This is a genomic window from Luteibacter sp. HA06 (assembly GCF_054061215.1).
The window spans coordinates 1,430,550-1,447,925 of the sequence record NZ_JBSSDZ010000001.1; the positions used below are offsets into that span (position 1 = coordinate 1,430,550).

Here is a 17,376-nt window from a genome sequence, read left to right on the forward strand (position 1 = left end):
GATCGCGAAGCGATCCTTACTTCGACTTCAACCGAGCCACCAGCGCCTTCAACACCCCCTGCGTCTCCTCCGCAAAGAAGTCGTCGATGAACCCCGGATCGAGCAGATCGGTCGTATCGCCCCAGACCTCGACCAGATCCGCCCGCGCGATCGCTCGCGTGCGCAGCATGGCCTTCGGCGGCAGCTTCAGCATGTCGGTCATCCAGATCACCGCGCGCTGCACCACCTGCTCGACCGTGGCCAGTTCGTCTACCAGACCGATGGCGTGCGCCTGCTCGGCATCGACCATGGCACCGGCGACAAGCAGGCGCTCGGCCCGGTAATTACCGACAATGCGGCGCATGGCGAACTGAATCGGCTCGGGTACCGACAGGCCCACCTGCACCTCGTTGAGGCCGATCTTGTATGGCCCGTGCGCCATGATCCGGTAGTCGCAGAACAACGCGACCACGGCGCCACCGGCAGGGCTGTGCCCGGTAACGGCGGCAACGGTAGGAATGGGTGACGCAGCGATCGCGCCGCAGAGCGCGAAGAATTCGTTCCAGAACTCCTGCACGCCCGCACGATCGCGCTGGATCAGCGCAGGTACGTCGACGCCCGCGGAAAACATGCCTTGCGCGCCCGAGAGCACGATGCCGCGCGCACCGCTGGATGGTGCTTCGACGATCGCTTCGCGCAGCGCGCGCACGAGGTTGATGTCGAAGGCATTGACCGGCGCGCGTGCCATCCGGATTTCATGGATGTCGCCGTCGTGGGGAAGGATGTCGAGCATGGGCACGTGTCCGTGATGGTGTTGAGGCGATTATGACCGGGCAGTGCGGCAAGGGCATGCCGCACTGCGGTCGTGCCGGGCCTTACGGGTGCGGAAGGTCGGCGTCCGCCCAGATGTAGCGCAGGGCGTAATCGAGGTTGACCGAGCCGTTCGCGGGTACGTCGACCTGAAACTCCAGCAAGTCCGGCGTCGACTTGGTCGGTTTGACCGACGAGGACGTGACGGTCCACGCACGCCAGCGGCTCGGGTGCTCTCGCACCGTGATCGTGCGCTTGCTATCCCCTGCATTGGTGAGGGTCAGGCGGGTGCCTTCGTCGATCCGGCGGGAGGCAGCGTCCGCGCTGAACGAAGTCTGCTCGCGCGTGGCGGTGAGGTCGATCGCGTTCCCGAGTGAGATGGTCGCGTCCTTGTTCTTCGGCGTGTCGTCCAGGCGACCCTCGCCGAGCAGCTCGGCATTGCCGTCGCGGTCGGTGGTCAGGACGCGCACGTAACCCGACGGCAGGGTATCGAACGCCTTGAAGCGCAGGTTCGAGACAATCTGCGTGGTCGGCGGCATGCCGATGTCGCGCTCCATGCGCGGCTGGTTGCCGTAGTAGCGCATGTTGGTGTCGTACACGGCCTCGCGTTCGCAATCGAGCACGCGACTGTCGTACAGCGGTGTCTGCGTCACGCTGCCGTCGGGCAGGTCGACCGCGGCGGGAAGCGTGTATGTACGCAGGTCGCCGAGCGTTGCCTGGTGCGGTTCCGCGTAGCCGGCATCCATGGCCATCGGCGCCGGTGCAGCGCGGGCCATGAAGACCTTCGGCTGCGGTGGGGCCTTGGCGCGTTGCGCATCGCCGGCAACCAGCTTCAGGGAGACATCTTTCCAGTCCCGGCCGCTGCGGTTGGCGATGCTCGCCGAGGCGTCGAAATTCATCTTGCAGGTGGCGCCGGGAGCGATGGTCGCGACGTACGCACCGCGCCAGCCCAGCCCGGAGGTCGGATAGTCCAGCTGTGCGGTGGTGTTGCCTGCGCTGCCGCCGGTCACGCGCACCTGCAGCGTGGAGCCGCGGGCGAAGTCGGTGGCGTCCGCCGCGCGCAGTGCCGAGTAGTTCTTGATCAGGCTGGCCTGACCGCTGGCTTCGCGGATCACCAGCGTGTCGCCACCGCGTACCAGCGTGCCGCTGGCGATAGGTTGGCCCGTACTGCCGATGGCTGTCACGTTGTGGCCGACGAGGCCAGCGACGGCGCCCTCGAAGCCCTGGCCGAGCAGCAGGCGCTGCGAAACCACCCGCGTGCCCTTGCCAGGGAAGCGCAGGGAGAGCGCTTCGCTGTCCAGGGCGGAAGGGAGGCCGTCGATGGAAAGGTCCTGCGCGCCGCCTTTCAGCTCGAAACTGCGGCGTTCATGGACGACGGCGTAGCCGTCGCCCGATACCGCTTCGCCGTTGGTGGCGAAAAGCTGGTCGCCCTCCGCGCGGTAGAGGGTGAGCGCGGTGCGCTCGTCGGTGGCGGCGAAGGCCGGCAGCACGATGGCGCTGGCGATCGCGAGAACGAGTAGGCGACGCGACATAAGGTCTCTCTCCGTGATGAACCCGCAAGATCATACCGGGGAGAAATGAACGCTGTAGCATCGGGCAATGTGGGAGCCGCTTCAGCGGCGAAAAGCAATGTGGGAGCCGCTTCAGCGGCGAAAAGCCAACGAAGCGGTGACGCCGTAAGGTCTATCGCCGATAAATCGGCTCCCACAGAAAACTCTCAGCCGCCCTGCGCTTCGGCGACGGCGTCGCGGATCACCTGCGGCAGCGGTACCGGCCGGCCGGTCTTGGTGTTGATCCAGACCATGGTGACGCTGCCGTCCGCGTGGATCTTCGTCGCATCTTCGGAATTGACGATACGGTGGCCGACGGTCATCGAGCTTGTGCCGAGACGGTTGACGAACAGCTCGATCTGGATATCCGCCGGCCATTCGATCGGCAGGCGGTAGTTGATCTCGCTGTGCGCCATCACTGGCGCGCTCTCTTCGCTGTACCAGCTACCGGGCAGCGTGCGCAGCCACTGCAGGCGTGCTTCCTGCAAGTAGACCAGGTAGTTCGCGTTGTTGACGTGGCGGTAGGCATCCAGGTCCTGCCAGCGGACGTCCATGGGCGTGATGAAGAGCGGAACAGGCGTGTTCGAGGCGTCGGTGCTCATGCGGTTTTCTTCTTCTTTGCGGCCGGAGCCGTCTTCGCTGTGGATTTGGCAGGTGCGGCTTTCTTCGCGGCAGCAGGCCCGGCTGCCTTGGCTGGCGCCTTAGCGGCTGCCTTAGCTGGCGCCTTGACGGAAGCCTTCGCGCCGGCCGCCTTTGCAGGCGGCTTGCCGCCACCCTTCGCCACCGGCGCGGCAATCGGCACCAGATGTGACTTCAGGAAACGGCCGGTGTGCGATTCCTTTGTCGCCGCGACCGTTTCCGGCGTGCCGCTGACCAGGATGCGCCCACCGCCAGAACCGCCCTCGGGGCCGAGATCGATCAGCCAGTCCGCCGTCTTGATGACGTCAAGGTTGTGCTCGATGACGACAACCGTATTGCCGTGCTCGACCAGCTTGTGGAGCACGTCGAGCAGCTGTTCGATATCGTGGAAGTGCAGGCCAGTCGTCGGTTCGTCGAGGATATAGAGCGTGCTGCCCGTGTCGCGCTTGGACAACTCCTTCGACAGCTTCACGCGCTGCGCTTCACCACCGGACAGCGTCGTCGCACTCTGGCCGAGCTTGATGTAATCCAGACCGACCGCGCGCAGGGTTTCCAGCTTGCGTGCGATCACCGGCACAGGCTCGAACAGTTTGAACGCGTCTTCCACGGTCATGTCGAGCACGTCGGCGATGGTGTGGCCCTTGTAGAGCACCTCCAGCGTCTCGCGGTTGTAGCGCTTGCCGTGGCAGACATCGCAAGGCACGTACACGTCCGGGAGGAAGTGCATCTCCACCTTGATCATGCCGTCGCCTTCGCAGGCCTCGCAGCGGCCACCGCGCACGTTGAAGCTGAAGCGACCCGCCGAGTAACCGCGCTGCCGCGACTCGGGCACCTGCGCGTATAGCTCACGCAGTGGCGTGAACAGGCCGGTGTAGGTGGCGGGATTGGAACGCGGCGTGCGGCCGATCGGCGACTGGTCGATGTCGACCACTTTGTCGAACAGCTCGAGGCCCTCGATCGACTCGTACGGTGCCGGCTGCTCGCCCGCGCCGTTGAGTTCCATCGCCGCGAGGCGATAGAAGGTGTCGTTGATCAGCGTGGACTTGCCCGAGCCTGAGACGCCGGTGACGCAGGTGAACGTGCCGACCGGAATGCGGACGTCGACGTCCTTCAGGTTGTTGCCCGTCGCGCCCTTGAGCTCGATCCACTGGTCGTCGCGGGGCTGGCGGCGTGTCTTCGGCACGCGGATGCCGCGCTCGCCGGTCAGGTACTTCGCCGTGACCGACCGCGGCGAGGCGAGGATGTCTTCCAGTGTGCCCTGGCCGACGATCTCGCCGCCGTGCACGCCCGCGCCGGGGCCGATGTCGAGGACATGGTCGGCCGCGCGGATGGCATCCTCGTCGTGTTCGACCACGATCACCGTGTTGCCAAGGTCGCGCAGGCGGGTGAGGGTGCCGAGCAGGCGCTCGTTGTCGCGCTGGTGCAGGCCGATCGACGGCTCGTCGAGCACGTACATCACGCCCACGAGGCCGGCGCCGATCTGGCTGGCCAAGCGGATGCGCTGCGCCTCGCCGCCGGACAGCGAGTCCGCCTGGCGATCGAGCGTGAGGTAGTTGAGGCCGACATCGTTGAGGAAGGTCAGCCGCTCGCGAATTTCCTTGACGATCTTCACCGCGATCTCGCCGCGCCAACCGGGCAGCTTCAGGCCTTCGAAGAAGCCCAGCGCGTTGTCGATCGCCAGCGAGGTGATCTCGGGAATCGCGCGGTCGGCGACGAACACATTTCGGGCCGACGGGTTCAGTCGCTGGCCGCCGCAATCCGGGCAGGGATGATCCGCGATGTAACGCGACAGTTCTTCGCGCACGGCCGCCGACTCGGTTTCGCGATAGCGACGCTCGAGGTTAGGCAGGATGCCCTCGAACTTATGCTCGCGGGTGACCTTGCCGCCACGGTCCGTGATGTAGCGGAACGGAATCACATCCTTGCCCGATCCGTTCAGCACCGCGTTCTGCATCGGCTTGGCCAGCTCGCGCCAGGGGGTCTCGGGATCGAAGCCGTAGTACTTCGCCAGCGAGATGATCAGCTGGAAGTAGTGCGCGTTGCGGCGATCCCATCCACGAATGGCGCCGCCAGCGAGGCTGAGCTCGGGGTGGCCGACCACGCGCGACGGATCGAACACCTGGGTCACGCCCAGGCCGTCGCAGGTCGGGCAGGCGCCGACCGGCGAATTGAAGGAGAACAGGCGCGGCTCGAGTTCGGGCAGCGAGTAGTCACACATGGGGCAGGAGAAGCGCGACGAGAACACCTGCTCCGGCGCCTTGGCATCGTCCATGTCGACAAGAACGACAATGCCTTCACCGAGACGCAGCGCGGTCTCGAACGACTCGGCCAGACGCTGCTTTATGTCTTCGCGCGGACGGAAGCGATCGATGACCGCTTCGATCGTATGTTTCTGACGCAGGGTCAGTGGCGGCACGGCATCGAGGTCATACACCTCACCGTCCACGCGGGCGCGGACAAAACCCTGGGCACGGAGCTGGTCGAAGACCTGCACATGCTCGCCCTTGCGCTCACGGATCACGGGCGCCAGGAGCATCCAGCGCTTGTCGGCGTCCAGCGCCATCGCGGTGTCGACCATCTGGCTGACGGTCTGTGCTTCCAGCGCGATGCCATGGGTCGGGCAACGGGGCGTGCCGACGCGCGCATACAGCAGGCGCAGGTAGTCGTACACCTCGGTGATCGTACCGACGGTGGAGCGAGGATTATGGGAAGTCGACTTCTGCTCGATCGAGATGGCCGGGGAGAGGCCTTCGATCGTGTCCACGTCCGGTTTTTCCATGATCGAGAGGAATTGCCGCGCGTAGGCGGACAACGACTCGACATAGCGACGCTGGCCTTCGGCATAAATCGTGTCGAAAGCCAGCGAGGATTTACCGGACCCGGACAGCCCCGTGATCACGATCAGGCGATCGCGGGGCAGGTCGAGGTCGATATTCTTGAGATTGTGCGTGCGGGCGCCGCGGATGCGTATGCTGTCCATGTGCCGACATAAATGGGGGAAGCCGCTGACTATACCAAGGGTTTTCCGCCTTCATTCCGCCTCGACTTGTGACGGTTCAGCACAGGTGATTTGCGGGATCGGTACCCGGCCGTGAAGGCGTACCCGGATGCCCCTGACGCGGCTACCATGGCCGTCACCCCGGGGAGGGGTGTGCCATCCATCCCAATGAGGAACGTGACGCATGCGTAAGTGGACAGGGATCGCCGCCGGCCTGGTGCTGGCGGGTTGTACGGGACAGGCGCTCGCGGCGCAGCCCAGCGATCAGCAGGTACGCCAGCTGATGGACGCCGTGGGCATGGGCCGCATGCTCAGCCAGATGAACAGCCAGATGGCGGGCGTCATGCAGAACGCGCTGCCCTGCGTGCCGGCCAGCTACTGGCAGGGCTTCGTGGACGCCAACGCCACCAACCAGCTGATCGGCCGCATGGTGCCGGTGTACCAGAAGCATTTCACCGCCGAGGACATCGACGGCCTGCTCAAGTTCTACCGTTCGCCCCTGGGCCAGAAGGTGATCACCCAGATGCCGGCGACCATGGCCGAAGGCATGCAGATCGGCAAGGCGTGGGGCCAGGAGCGCGGCCAGCACATGATTTCCCAGCTGCAGAGCCAGGGAACGCTGAACCCGCAGGGGCAGTGCCCGGCGACCGGCACCGCCGCAAAGCCGGCGGGTTCCGCCCCGGCGCCGGCCCCCGCACCCGCGAAGAAGAAGTAAGTACACACCTTGTGGGAGCCGCTTCAGCGGCGATCCGCGGCAGCGGGCCGGGTTGAGGTGAACCCTGTCGCCGCGGAAGCGGCTCCCACAGAAATCGATACCTGAGTATCCTGTTGATCTATATGGAATTATGGCGAGTCGTCGACCGGCCGCAGAGCCGGCTCCGCTTCGCCTTAACCATCTGATTGACCTTGCCTTTTCCCCTTGGCTATAATTCGCAGTTCGCAACACCCGCAAGACCCTAAAAAGAACTACATAATCAGCAACAGGAAACAACCATGAGCTACGCAGTCATCAAGACCGGTGGCAAGCAGTATCGTGTGATGGCAGGCGAAATCCTGCGCGTCGAACTGCTCACCGCCGAAGTCGATTCCACCGTCCAGTTCGACCAGGTCCTCCTGGTAGGCGAAGGCGAGTCGGTCACCATTGGTGCCCCCTTGGTCGCCGGTGCCACCGTCAGCGCGACGGTTCGCGCCCACGGCCGCGCGGATAAGATCCGCATCGTCAAGTTCCGTCGTCGTAAGCACTACAAGCGTACGCAGGGACATCGTCAGCATTACACCGAAATCCAGATCACTGGCATCAACGCCTGATCTGCGGAGGATATGAGTCATGGCACATAAAAAAGGCGTAGGTTCCAGCCGCAACGGTCGCGATTCGAACCCGAAGTATCTCGGTGTGAAGATCTATGGCGGCCAGGCTGTTGAAGCCGGCAACATCATCGTTCGTCAGCGTGGCACCAAGTTCCACGCTGGCGTGGGCGTCGGCCTCGGCCGCGACCACACCCTGTTCGCCCTGATCGACGGCACGGTTGCCTTCAAGGTCCGTGGCGAAAAGGGTCGCAAGTTTGTCGACGTCGTCACGGCGTAAGCCTGTTTCGACGCGATGACGAAGGCCCCGCCCACGGCGGGGCTTTTCGTTTGTAAAGCAGTATCACTTCTTCACCAGGTTCCCTTCCCATGAAATTCGTCGACGAAGCACAGATCAGGGTCACGGCCGGTACCGGCGGCAACGGCTGCGTCAGCTTCCGTCGAGAGAAATTCATCCCCTTCGGCGGCCCCGATGGCGGCGACGGCGGCAATGGTGGTTCGGTCTGGCTCGTTGCGGACGAAGGCCTCAATACGCTCGTCGACTTCCGCCACATGCGCGCCTTCAAGGCTGAGCGCGGGCAGGGTGGCATGGGCAGCCAGATGTACGGCAAAGGCGGCGAAGATTCCGAAGTCCGCGTGCCGGTCGGTACGATCGTGATCAACGTCGACACCGACGAAGTCATCGGTGACCTGACGGCGCATGGCCAGCGCCTCAAGGTGGCGCAGGGCGGTCGCGGCGGCCTCGGCAACATCCATTTCAAGAGCTCGGTAAACCGTGCTCCGCGCAAGTTCACGCCCGGCACCCCCGGTGAAGTGCGTGACATCAAGCTCGAGATGCGCCTGCTCGCGGATGTCGGTCTGCTTGGCTTCCCCAATGCGGGCAAGAGCACCTTCATTCGTGCGGTATCGGCAGCGACGCCGCGCGTGGCGGACTACCCGTTCACCACGCTGCACCCGAACCTGGGTGTGGTGCGTATCGGCTACGACCAGAGCTTCGTGATCGCAGATATCCCGGGCATCATCGAAGGCGCGGCTGAAGGCGCGGGTCTGGGCATCCAGTTCCTCCGCCATGTGTCGCGCACCAGCCTCTTGCTGCACGTGGTCGACATCCAGCCGATCGACGGTTCCGATCCGGTGGAGCAGGTGCGCACCATCGAGAAGGAGCTGGCTGAATTCGATGCCGAACTGGTTACCCGCCCCCGTTGGCTGGTCATCAACAAATCCGACGTATTCTCCGACGAGGCCGAACTCCATCGCGTGGCTGACGACATCGTCGCTCGTCTGGAGTGGAAGGACCCCTGGTTCCTCGTATCCGCCGCCGGTGAACTCGGCACCTGGGACGTCTGCCTCAAGGTGCAGCAGTTCTTCGATGCGGAGCGCGAAAAGCAGCGCGAGAACAAGGAAATGTCCGACGACGTGCGCATGCGCGGCGAATAAGTAAATGTAGGAGCCGCTTCAGCGGCGAAAAGCCAACGAAGCGGTGTATCAGGGGCTATTGTTCCCCTCGTGTGGGAGCCGCTTCAGCGGCGATGGGGTGCTTGCCACAGACTGGCCCGCTGCCGCGGGATCGCCGATGAATCGGCTCCCACAAAAATCGGGTGCCCCAGAAATCGGCTCCCACAAAATCGGAAGCAACAAAAAAGCCGGCTTGCGCCGGCTTTTTTGCGAACAACGATGTCGCGCAGGCAATTACGCCAGGTCGCGGATCTTCGCGTTCAGGCGGCTCTTGTGACGGGCAGCCTTGTTCTTGTGGATGAGGCCGCGTGCAGCATAGCGGTCCATCACCGGCACGGCGACGGCGTAAGCCGTGACTGCGCTGGCCTTATCCTTGGCGTCGATCGCCTTGACGACCTTCTTCAGTGCGGAACGCACCATGGAACGCGCGCTGACGTTGCGCAGACGGCGCTGCTCCGACTGACGCGCACGCTTCTTCGCGGACTTGATGTTGGCCAAGGTGAAGCTCCAGAGTTCTGTTGGTTTTAAGAAAGACGCCCATTTTGAGGCCAAAGACGGGTCGCGTCAATAGCTTAGAGCCCGCGTGAGCGGGTCTGTTGGGCGGGGCGGGCACACTGCCCGTGAAATTCCAGACCGCAGACTGTCCTCCGCTAGGCCGCCGCTGTCAAACTAGGGGTTTGCAGTCACCCGGACACGGATGAAAACCCCCAGCCTTCTTCGCGGCGCGCTGTCTTTCAGCGGCATGACCATGGTTTCGCGCGTGCTCGGCCTGGTCCGCGACATGGCGATCAACCACTCGTTCGGCGCCAACGCCGCCACCGACGCTTTCTGGGTGGCCTTCCGCATTCCGAATTTCATGCGCCGGCTGTTTGCCGAGGGCTCTTTTTCCACGGCGTTCGTGCCGGTGTTTACCGAGGTCAAGGAGACTCGTCCCCACGACGACCTCAAGCAACTGATGTCGCGCACGGCGGGCACATTGGGCGGGGTGTTGCTCCTGGTCGTGGCACTGGGCGTGATCTTCGCGCCGCAGGTGACCGCGCTGTTTTCGCCGGGCGCTGTGGAAACACCCGAGAAATTCGAGCTCACCGTCAACCTGCTGCGGCTGACTTTTCCTTTTCTCCTGTTCGTCTCGCTGACGGCCCTTAGCGGCGGCGCACTCAACAGCTTCCATAAGTTCGGGCTCCCAGCGCTCACCCCCGTGATTCTCAACCTGTGCATGATTGGCGGCGCCCTGTGGCTCGCGCCGCGGCTGCACACGCCGATCATGGCGATGGGCTGGGCCATCCTGGTCGCCGGCATGCTCCAGCTGGCCTTCCAGTTGCCCACGTTGCGCCGCCTCGATCTGCTCGCGCTCCCGCGGTGGGGCTGGAGCTCGCCGGACGTGCGCCGGATCATGCGGCTGATGGTGCCGACCCTGTTCGGTTCCTCAGTGGCGCAGATCAACCTGCTGCTGGATACGGTGATCGCCTCCCTGCTGGTAGCCGGCTCGCAGAGCTGGCTGTCCCAGGCAGACCGTTTTCTCGAGCTGCCCCTGGGCGTGTTTGGCGTTGCGCTCGGCACCGTGATCCTTCCCTCGCTGTCGCGGCATCACGTGGGTTCCGACAAGGAGGGCTTTTCGCGCGCGCTGGACTGGGGCCTGCGCACGACCCTGCTGATCGCGGTGCCGGCGATGTTCGCCTTGATGATTCTTTCGGTGCCCCTGGTAGCGACGATCTTCCAGAACGGCGCCTTCACCGCCTTCGATACGCGCATGGCCTCACTGTCGATTTCGGCCCTGAGCTTCGGCCTGCCTGCCTTCGCCCTGGTCAAGGTGATCCTGCCGGCGTTCTACGCCCGCAAGGACACCCGCACCCCTGTCCGTGCAGGTGTCGCCTCGCTGGTGGCCAACATGGTGTTCAACGTGGCCTTCCTGGCCCTACTGTTCTACCTGTGGGCGAGCCCGGCGCAGAAGGCTGGTTCCTGGTTCGAGGCGATCTCCACCATTCCCGGCCTGCACATGGCCCTGGGTATGGCTAGCGCGCTAGCCAGTTACCTCAACCTGGTGCTGCTCTGGCGCTGGTTGGGCAAGGCAGGTGTCTACGAGCGCCAGCCCGGATGGGCACGCCATCTGCTTCGCCTGGGCGTAGCCTGCGCGGCGATGATTGCCGTCCTGCTGGCCGGTCTGGTCCTGTGGCCGGAGTGGACCGATGTCGAGAAATGGCACCGTGTCTGGCGTCTCGTCACACTGGTCGCGGCCGGCGGCGGCACCTATGTCGTGGCGCTGCTCGCGATGGGCTTCCGCCCTCGCGACCTGCGCACCCGCTGAGCCACGCAAGGCGAGCCGGCGCGTCGCATTGTGCGGCGCAATGGCCCGGCTATACTGGCCCGATGGCTTTTATTCCGCATCGCATCCAGGACGCCCACGCATGACGCTGCGACTCCATCGCGACGTCGACGGACCCTGCCTTGCACCCGAGGGCAGCATCGTCGCGATCGGCGCTTTCGACGGCCTGCACCTGGGCCACCAGACCATCCTCGACGAGGTGCGTCGCCGCGCCGAGGCACGGGGTTTCGTGCCCGCCGTGATCACCTTCGAACCCCTGCCGCGTGCCTTTTTCTCGAAGGAACCGGTGCCGCGCCTGTCTGGCGTGCGCGAAAAAGCCGAAGGCATGGCCGCCGCGGGCATCCGTGAGCTGCTGTCGCTGCGCTTCGACGAGGCACTCACCGCGATGTCCGCCGAGGACTTCGTGCGCCGGGTGATCGTCGGCCGGCTCGCTGCCCGCGAAGTCTGGGTCGGCGAGGATTTTCGCTTCGGTCACCGCCGCGGTGGGGATTTCGCGTTGCTGAAGAGCATGGGTGCCGAGCTGGGCTTCACGGCCCACGCCGTGCCGCCGGTGCTGGTCGACGGCGAGCGCGTGTCCTCGTCGAAGGTGCGCACCTTGCTCGGCGAGAGTCGTTTCGCCGAAGCGGCGCGCCTGTTGGGTCGGCCCTTCGTGATCGACGGTCACGTCGAACACGGCCAGCAACTCGGTCGCACCCTTGGATATCCGACTGCTAACGTCCATCTCAGTGAGAGGGTCAGCCCGGTGCAGGGCATCTTTGCCGTGCGCATCGGCGTCGGTGAGGGTCCCTGCAGCTGGCCGGGCGTGGCCAGCCTGGGCTATCGGCCCACGGTGAACGAGGTGCGCGAGCCCCTGCTCGAAGCGCACCTTTTCGACTTCTCGGGCGATCTTTACGGCCAGCGTATCGGCGTGGAGTTCGTCCGCAAACTGCGTGACGAAGAAAAATTCGACGACCTCGATGCCCTGACCGCGCAAATGCGCCAGGACGAGATGGCCGCCCGGCAGGCTCTTGGGATGAACCCCATACTTGCCCCAGAAACCCACGGTTGACAGCGATGACCCAGGATTACAAGAACACCATCAACCTGCCGCAGACGGCCTTCCCGATGCGCGGCGACCTGCCCAAGCGCGAGCCGGGCTGGCTGGCCAACTGGGAGCGCGTGAACCGCTACGCGCAGATCCAGGAAAAGGCCGCCGACCGCGACAAGGTGTTCGTGCTGCACGACGGCCCGCCGTATGCGAACGGCGCGATTCACCTTGGGCATGCCGTGAACAAGGTGCTCAAGGACGTCGTGGTCAAGTCGAAGCTCATGGCCGGCTACCGTGCGCCCTACGTGCCGGGCTGGGACTGCCACGGCCTGCCGATCGAGATCGCCATCGAGAAGAAGTTCGGCAAGGCGGGCGACAAGCTCGACGCTGCCGCCTTCCGCCAGAAGTGCCGTGAGTACGCGATGGCGCAGATCGACCTGCAGCGCGTCGACTTCAAGCGCCTCGGTGTCCTCGGCGACTGGGAAAAGCCGTATCGCACGCTGGATTTCACTTACGAAGCCGACATGATCCGTGCGCTCGCACGCATCGTCGAGAACGGCCACGTCGTGCGCGGCGCGAAACCCGTCTACTGGTGTTTCGATTGCGGATCGGCGCTGGCTGAAGCCGAGATCGAATACGCCGACAAAACCTCGCCTGCCGTGGACGTCGCCTATGACGCGGTAGATCCGGTTTCCTTCGGCGCGCTGTTCGGCATCGCCGCCGGCGACGCCATGATCGCCGTGCCGATCTGGACGACTACGCCGTGGACGCTGCCGTCCAGCCAGGCCGTGTCGCTCGGTGGCGAGATCGAGTACTCGCTGGTCGAAGGTCCCGCGCGCAACGGCAAGCCGCTGCTGCTCGTCGTCGCCTCGGCGCTGGCGGAGAAGGCGCTTGCGCGCTACGGCGTGGAGTCCGTGAACGTGCTCGGCCGCGTGCAGGGCGCCGTGCTCGAGAACCAGCCGCTGCGTCACCCGTTTTACGACAAGCACGTGCCGGTGATCCTCGGCGAGCACGTGTCCGACGAAGACGGTACCGGTGCGGTGCACACCTCACCGGACCACGGTGCGGAAGACTTCACGGTCAGTCAGCACTACGGCATCGGCACGCTCAACTACGTGGATGGCCGCGGCGTCTATCGCAGCGACCTGCCGCTCGCGGGCGATGTCTCCTTCGCCGGCATGCATATCTGGAAGGCCAACGACGCCATCGTGGACCTGCTGCGCGATCGCGGCGTGCTTCTCGCGTCGGCCAAGCTCACGCACAGCTACCCGCATTGCTGGCGCCACAAGACACCGGTGATCTTCCGCGCCACGCCGCAGTGGTTCATCGGCATGGAGCAAGCCGGCCTCCGTCGTACCGCGCTCTCGTCGATCAAGTCGGTGCGCTGGGTTCCGGGTTGGGGTGAGGAACGCATCGCCGGCATGGTCGATGGCCGTCCCGACTGGTGTATCTCGCGCCAGCGTACGTGGGGCGTGCCCATCGCGTTGTTCATCGACAAAGACACCCACGAGCCGCACCCGGACAGCGTGCAGCTGCTGGAGAAGGTCGCCCAGCGCGTCGCTCGCGAAGGCATCGACTCCTGGTTCTCGCTGGATGCACGTGAGCTGCTCGGCGACGACGCGGACAAGTACGAAAAGGTCACCGACGTCCTCGACGTGTGGTTCGACTCGGGCGTGAGTCACTTCGCCGTTATCGGCGCACGCCCCGAGTTGCAGGCCGGCGACGCCAGCGAATACAAGGTGATGTACCTGGAAGGCTCCGATCAGCATCGTGGCTGGTTCCAGTCCTCGTTGCTCACCTCGGCGGCGATTCATGGCCGTGCGCCTTACGACCACGTGCTCACCCACGGTTTCACCGTGGACGCGCAGGGCCGCAAGATGTCGAAGTCGATGGGTAACGGCATCGAGCCGCAGGACATCATGAAGACCCTCGGCGCGGACATCCTGCGCCTGTGGATCTGCTCGACCGATTACCGTAACGAGATGTCGCTGTCGGACGAGATCCTCAAGCGCGTGGCGGACACGTACCGTCGCGTACGCAACACGGCGCGCTTCCTGCTCGGCAACCTCGACGGTTTCGATCCGGACAAGCACCTGCTGCCGACCGCCGGCTGCCTCGACCTGGATCGCTGGGCCGTGCAGCAGGCTGCCGATACGCAGGCGGCGATCGTTGCCGCGTACGAGCGCTACGACTTCCCGGAAATCATCCAGCGCGTGCAGAATTTCTGCACCAACGAGCTGGGTGCGCTGTACCTCGACATCACCAAGGACCGCCTGTACACGATGCCGACGGACAGCCGTGGCCGTCGCAGTGCGCAGAGTGCGATGTATCGCATCCTCGAAGCCATGGTGCGCTGGCTGGCACCGGTGGTCACGTTCACCGCCGAGGAAATCTGGGCGAGCATGCCGGGTTCGCGCAGCGAGTCCGTTCTGTTCGAAACCTGGTACGACGGCCTCGACGTGCGCGTCGATGGTGATGCCCGTGGCTGGTGGTCGACCCTGCTGGGTGTCCGCGCCACGGCGTCGCAGGTGCTGGAGCGCATGCGCAAGGATGGCCAGATCGGCGCCTCGCTCGATGCCACGCTGACGATTCATGCCGACATCGCCACCCAGGCGGCGCTGGCCGAGTCCGCCAGCGAACTCCGCTTTTTCTTCATCACCTCGGAAGTCACGCTTGCGCCGTTGGAAGGTCGCCCGGCCTCGGCGGAACGCGTCGAGCTCGATGGTGGCGAGGTTTACGTCTCGGCAGCGGTGAGCGACGCCACGAAGTGCATCCGCTGCTGGCAGCATCGCGCGGATGTCGGCGTGGATCCCGCACACCCCGAGATCTGCGGGCGTTGCGTCGAGAACGTGACAGGGCAGGGCGAAGATCGCCGCTGGTTCTGAGGAAAATACCTGAATGACCGTACGCCCCAAACCCAACGCGCTTTCGTGGCTCTGGCTTGCCGCCGGGATGATCGTGCTCGACCAGCTCACCAAGTGGTGGGCCCTGAGGGCGCTGCAGCCGGCGGAGACCCCGCACCCGGTGATCCCGGGCATCCTCAACTGGACGCTCACCTTCAACACCGGCGCGGCTTTCAGCTTCCTGGCCGATAGCGCCGGCTGGCAGCGCTGGTTCTTCGTGCTGCTGGCGGTGGCGATCAGCGGCACCCTGAGCGTGTGGCTGTCGCGCACCCCGCGCGGCGACTGGCGTACGGCAGCCCCGCTGGCCCTGATCGTGGGCGGCGCGTTGGGTAACGTCATCGACCGGCTTCATGCGGCCAAGGTGACGGATTTCATCCAGGTGTTCCTGGGGAGCTATCCGTTCCCGGTCTTCAACGTGGCGGATTCGGCGATCAGCGTCGGGGCGGTTTCGATGATCTTGTTCAGTTTGCTCAGTGGGCAGGACAAGCCGGCGACAACCTGACGGTTGAGCATTCGGGCCGCGCTGGCGCGCGGTTCGCCGCTGAAGCGGCTCCCACAGAAAGCCGGCTCTTTGTGGGAGCCCCTTCAGCGGTGATGCTCTTGCCTGATATGAGCCGATTCATCGGCGATGGCCCCGCAAACGCGCCCACCTGCCACCCATGCGATAATTCCCGGGTCCCGGCGCCCAGGCGCCACAGCTCATTCGAGGTCCCCCTTGGACATCCTGCTCGCCAATCCCCGCGGTTTCTGCGCCGGTGTCGATCGCGCGATCGCCATCGTGGAGCGCGCTCTCGAGTCCTACGGTGCGCCGATCTACGTGCGGCATGAAGTCGTGCACAACCGGTTCGTCGTCGAGCGCCTGCGTGCCGATGGCGCCGTCTTCGTCGAGGAACTGGACGAAGTGCCCGATGGCTCCACAGTCATCTTCAGCGCACATGGCGTGCCGAAGGCCGTACGCGAGGAAGCCGATCGTCGCCGCCTCAACGTGTTCGACGCGACGTGCCCGCTGGTCACCAAGGTGCATATGGAAGTCGCACGCCTCGGCCGTGCGGGCCATGACGTCATCCTGATCGGCCACGCCGGGCATCCGGAAGTCGAAGGCACGATGGGGCAGTGGAACCCGGCCAACAGCGGCAATATCTATCTGGTCGAATCGGTAGAGGATGTAGCCGCCTTGGCGCCGACGCAGCCCGGCAAGCTGGCCTTCGTTACGCAGACCACTCTGTCGGTGGACGATACGATCGCCATCATCGGCGCACTCCGCGCGAAGTTCGTCGCCATCGAAGGCCCGCGCAAGGACGACATCTGCTACGCCACGCAGAATCGCCAGGACGCCGTGCGTCGTCTCGCCGAAGCGGTGGATCTGGTCCTCGTCGTGGGTTCGGTCAATAGCTCCAACTCGAACCGCCTGAAGGAACTGGCTGAAAAGCAGGGCGTCACGTCCTTCCTGATCGACGGTGCGGAGCACATCGAACGCAGCTGGCTCGAAGGCAAGACGCGCATCGGCGTGACCGCTGGCGCCTCGGCGCCGGAGAAACTGGTGCAGGAAGTGATCGCGCGCCTGCAGTCGTGGGGTGCCGGCAACGTCCGCGAACTCGACGGCGAGGCCGAAAACATTACCTTTGCGCTGCCTAAAGAGCTCCGTCTGGCCGGTTAAGGCTTGCGCCCCGCTCCAAGCTTCCCTAAAATCCCCGTTCTCGCCGAAATAGCTCAGTTGGTAGAGCGCGTCATTCGTAATGATGAGGTCGTAGGTTCGATTCCTATTTTCGGCACCACCATTTCTCCCGAACTGCCGTCGAGCGGTCCCGGAGGCACAAAAAAACCCGCCGATGCGGGTTTTTTTGTGCCTCTCATCCGGGAAACATCAGGCAGCGAGTCGCGCGTCCTCCGCGAGGTAGCGCAGCCCGATGGACAACGCCATGTCGTAGCCGGCGCCGGCATTACCGGGTACGACCACGCTGACCAGGGACGGATGGCCCGGCACCAGCGCCGACGCATCGGCCTCGTCACTGCCGTCGTGAATTTCGATATAGGGCACGCCGAGGTGGGCGAGGGCATCGCGCAGCGCGGCGACGTCTTCCGCTGGCACGTCGTTGGCGTCGACATCGAGCAGCACGAGTTCGGCGTGATCGCCGGTTGAACGGTCAAGGTATCCGGTGAGCTCGACGAAGTCGTGGCAGGGTCGCCAGAGCAGGTCGATGCCCGCGGCTTGCGCCCGCTCCCACAGTCGCCACATGGCATCGTCCGCCAGGGTTGCCTCGACCGCGTCATGACGCGGGCCCGTGATCACGACGATCGACATCGTTCGCTGCTCCAGTAAGTCGGGAATGCAGTATCGGACGGCGATGCGTAAAAACGCTGCGTCAATCGGGCGCTTTCGGGGTAAC

15 protein-coding genes and 1 tRNA gene are annotated in these 17,376 nt (G+C 64.7%); 10 read left to right on the top strand and 6 right to left on the bottom strand.

All coding sequences use genetic code 11. The features are described from left to right. Positions 1-16: 16 nt before the first annotated feature. The 4 genes from ACVWWJ_RS06385 to uvrA form a co-directional block, all read right to left on the bottom strand. The gene (locus ACVWWJ_RS06385; protein WP_456967132.1) at positions 17-772 is read right to left on the bottom strand and encodes an enoyl-CoA hydratase/isomerase family protein; all 756 of its coding nucleotides are present in this window, start codon (positions 770-772) and stop codon (positions 17-19) included. A gap of 82 nt (positions 773-854) precedes the next feature. Continuing rightward, entirely contained in the window at positions 855-2,321 is a 1,467-nt protein-coding gene (locus tag ACVWWJ_RS06390) for a DUF4139 domain-containing protein (protein ID WP_456967133.1), read from the bottom strand. A gap of 185 nt (positions 2,322-2,506) precedes the next feature. After that, positions 2,507-2,941: an acyl-CoA thioesterase gene (locus tag ACVWWJ_RS06395; RefSeq protein ID WP_456967134.1), complete on the bottom strand. Its 435-nt coding sequence runs from the start codon at positions 2,939-2,941 to the stop codon at positions 2,507-2,509. After that, positions 2,938-5,958 (bottom strand): excinuclease ABC subunit UvrA, encoded by a 3,021-nt coding sequence (uvrA, locus tag ACVWWJ_RS06400; protein ID WP_456967135.1) that lies wholly within the window; start codon positions 5,956-5,958, stop codon positions 2,938-2,940. The genes ACVWWJ_RS06395 and uvrA overlap by 4 nt, the downstream gene beginning before the upstream one ends. Before the next feature lie 202 nt (positions 5,959-6,160). Between uvrA and ACVWWJ_RS06405 the strand changes: the two genes are divergently transcribed. The 4 genes from ACVWWJ_RS06405 (at position 6,161) to cgtA (ending at position 8,718) form a co-directional block, all read left to right on the top strand. Then, positions 6,161-6,691 (top strand): DUF2059 domain-containing protein, encoded by a 531-nt coding sequence (locus tag ACVWWJ_RS06405; protein WP_456967136.1) that lies wholly within the window; start codon positions 6,161-6,163, stop codon positions 6,689-6,691. A 278-nt stretch (positions 6,692-6,969) separates the two neighbouring features. Further along, complete coding sequence (gene rplU, locus ACVWWJ_RS06410; protein ID WP_071924846.1) at positions 6,970-7,284, top strand: 50S ribosomal protein L21; 315 nt, start codon at positions 6,970-6,972, stop codon at positions 7,282-7,284. Between the two features lie 19 nt (positions 7,285-7,303). After that, positions 7,304-7,561 carry a 50S ribosomal protein L27 gene (rpmA, locus tag ACVWWJ_RS06415; RefSeq protein ID WP_063571082.1) on the top strand — a complete coding sequence of 86 codons (258 nt, stop codon included), beginning with the start codon at positions 7,304-7,306 and terminating at the stop codon, positions 7,559-7,561. An 89-nt stretch (positions 7,562-7,650) separates the two neighbouring features. After that, entirely contained in the window at positions 7,651-8,718 is a 1,068-nt protein-coding gene (cgtA, locus tag ACVWWJ_RS06420; RefSeq protein WP_159892256.1) for an Obg family GTPase CgtA, read from the top strand. A 252-nt stretch (positions 8,719-8,970) separates the two neighbouring features. On the opposite strand, the gene rpsT is transcribed toward cgtA, so the two are convergent. Beyond that, positions 8,971-9,234, bottom strand: a complete 264-nt coding sequence (rpsT, locus tag ACVWWJ_RS06425; RefSeq protein WP_159892254.1) for a 30S ribosomal protein S20 — start codon at positions 9,232-9,234, stop codon at positions 8,971-8,973. Between the two features lie 199 nt (positions 9,235-9,433). On the opposite strand from rpsT, the gene murJ reads away from it, so the two are divergent. The 6 genes from murJ (at position 9,434) to ACVWWJ_RS06455 (ending at position 16,764) form a co-directional block, all read left to right on the top strand. Beyond that, positions 9,434-11,041, top strand: a complete 1,608-nt coding sequence (gene murJ, locus ACVWWJ_RS06430) for a murein biosynthesis integral membrane protein MurJ (RefSeq protein WP_456967137.1) — start codon at positions 9,434-9,436, stop codon at positions 11,039-11,041. Positions 11,042-11,141: 100 nt separating this feature from the next. Then, a complete protein-coding gene (locus ACVWWJ_RS06435; protein WP_456967138.1) occupies positions 11,142-12,107 on the top strand; it encodes a bifunctional riboflavin kinase/FAD synthetase in 966 nt (321 codons plus the stop codon). Positions 12,108-12,112: 5 nt separating this feature from the next. After that, positions 12,113-14,971 carry an isoleucine--tRNA ligase gene (ileS, locus tag ACVWWJ_RS06440; RefSeq protein ID WP_456967139.1) on the top strand — a complete coding sequence of 953 codons (2,859 nt, stop codon included), beginning with the start codon at positions 12,113-12,115 and terminating at the stop codon, positions 14,969-14,971. Positions 14,972-14,984: 13 nt separating this feature from the next. Beyond that, positions 14,985-15,491, top strand: a complete 507-nt coding sequence (gene lspA / locus ACVWWJ_RS06445; protein ID WP_456967140.1) for a signal peptidase II — start codon at positions 14,985-14,987, stop codon at positions 15,489-15,491. A gap of 213 nt (positions 15,492-15,704) precedes the next feature. After that, positions 15,705-16,646 carry a 4-hydroxy-3-methylbut-2-enyl diphosphate reductase gene (ispH, locus tag ACVWWJ_RS06450; RefSeq protein ID WP_456967141.1) on the top strand — a complete coding sequence of 314 codons (942 nt, stop codon included), beginning with the start codon at positions 15,705-15,707 and terminating at the stop codon, positions 16,644-16,646. A 42-nt stretch (positions 16,647-16,688) separates the two neighbouring features. Continuing rightward, positions 16,689-16,764, top strand: a tRNA-Thr gene (locus ACVWWJ_RS06455). Between the two features lie 89 nt (positions 16,765-16,853). On the opposite strand, the gene ACVWWJ_RS06460 is transcribed toward ACVWWJ_RS06455, so the two are convergent. Continuing rightward, positions 16,854-17,291, bottom strand: a complete 438-nt coding sequence (locus tag ACVWWJ_RS06460) for a hypothetical protein (protein ID WP_456967142.1) — start codon at positions 17,289-17,291, stop codon at positions 16,854-16,856. Between the last annotated feature and the right edge of the window lie 85 nt (positions 17,292-17,376).

Coding starts and splice junctions, on each gene's coding strand:
- ACVWWJ_RS06385 (WP_456967132.1), bottom strand. CDS start 772: ATGCTCGACATCCTTCCCCACGACGGCGACATCCATGAAATCCGGATG.
- ACVWWJ_RS06390 (WP_456967133.1), bottom strand. CDS start 2,321: ATGTCGCGTCGCCTACTCGTTCTCGCGATCGCCAGCGCCATCGTGCTG.
- ACVWWJ_RS06395 (WP_456967134.1), bottom strand. CDS start 2,941: ATGAGCACCGACGCCTCGAACACGCCTGTTCCGCTCTTCATCACGCCC.
- uvrA (WP_456967135.1), bottom strand. CDS start 5,958: ATGGACAGCATACGCATCCGCGGCGCCCGCACGCACAATCTCAAGAAT.
- ACVWWJ_RS06405 (WP_456967136.1), top strand. CDS start 6,161: ATGCGTAAGTGGACAGGGATCGCCGCCGGCCTGGTGCTGGCGGGTTGT.
- rplU (WP_071924846.1), top strand. CDS start 6,970: ATGAGCTACGCAGTCATCAAGACCGGTGGCAAGCAGTATCGTGTGATG.
- rpmA (WP_063571082.1), top strand. CDS start 7,304: ATGGCACATAAAAAAGGCGTAGGTTCCAGCCGCAACGGTCGCGATTCG.
- cgtA (WP_159892256.1), top strand. CDS start 7,651: ATGAAATTCGTCGACGAAGCACAGATCAGGGTCACGGCCGGTACCGGC.
- murJ (WP_456967137.1), top strand. CDS start 9,434: ATGAAAACCCCCAGCCTTCTTCGCGGCGCGCTGTCTTTCAGCGGCATG.
- ACVWWJ_RS06435 (WP_456967138.1), top strand. CDS start 11,142: ATGACGCTGCGACTCCATCGCGACGTCGACGGACCCTGCCTTGCACCC.
- ileS (WP_456967139.1), top strand. CDS start 12,113: ATGACCCAGGATTACAAGAACACCATCAACCTGCCGCAGACGGCCTTC.
- lspA (WP_456967140.1), top strand. CDS start 14,985: ATGACCGTACGCCCCAAACCCAACGCGCTTTCGTGGCTCTGGCTTGCC.
- ACVWWJ_RS06460 (WP_456967142.1), bottom strand. CDS start 17,291: ATGTCGATCGTCGTGATCACGGGCCCGCGTCATGACGCGGTCGAGGCA.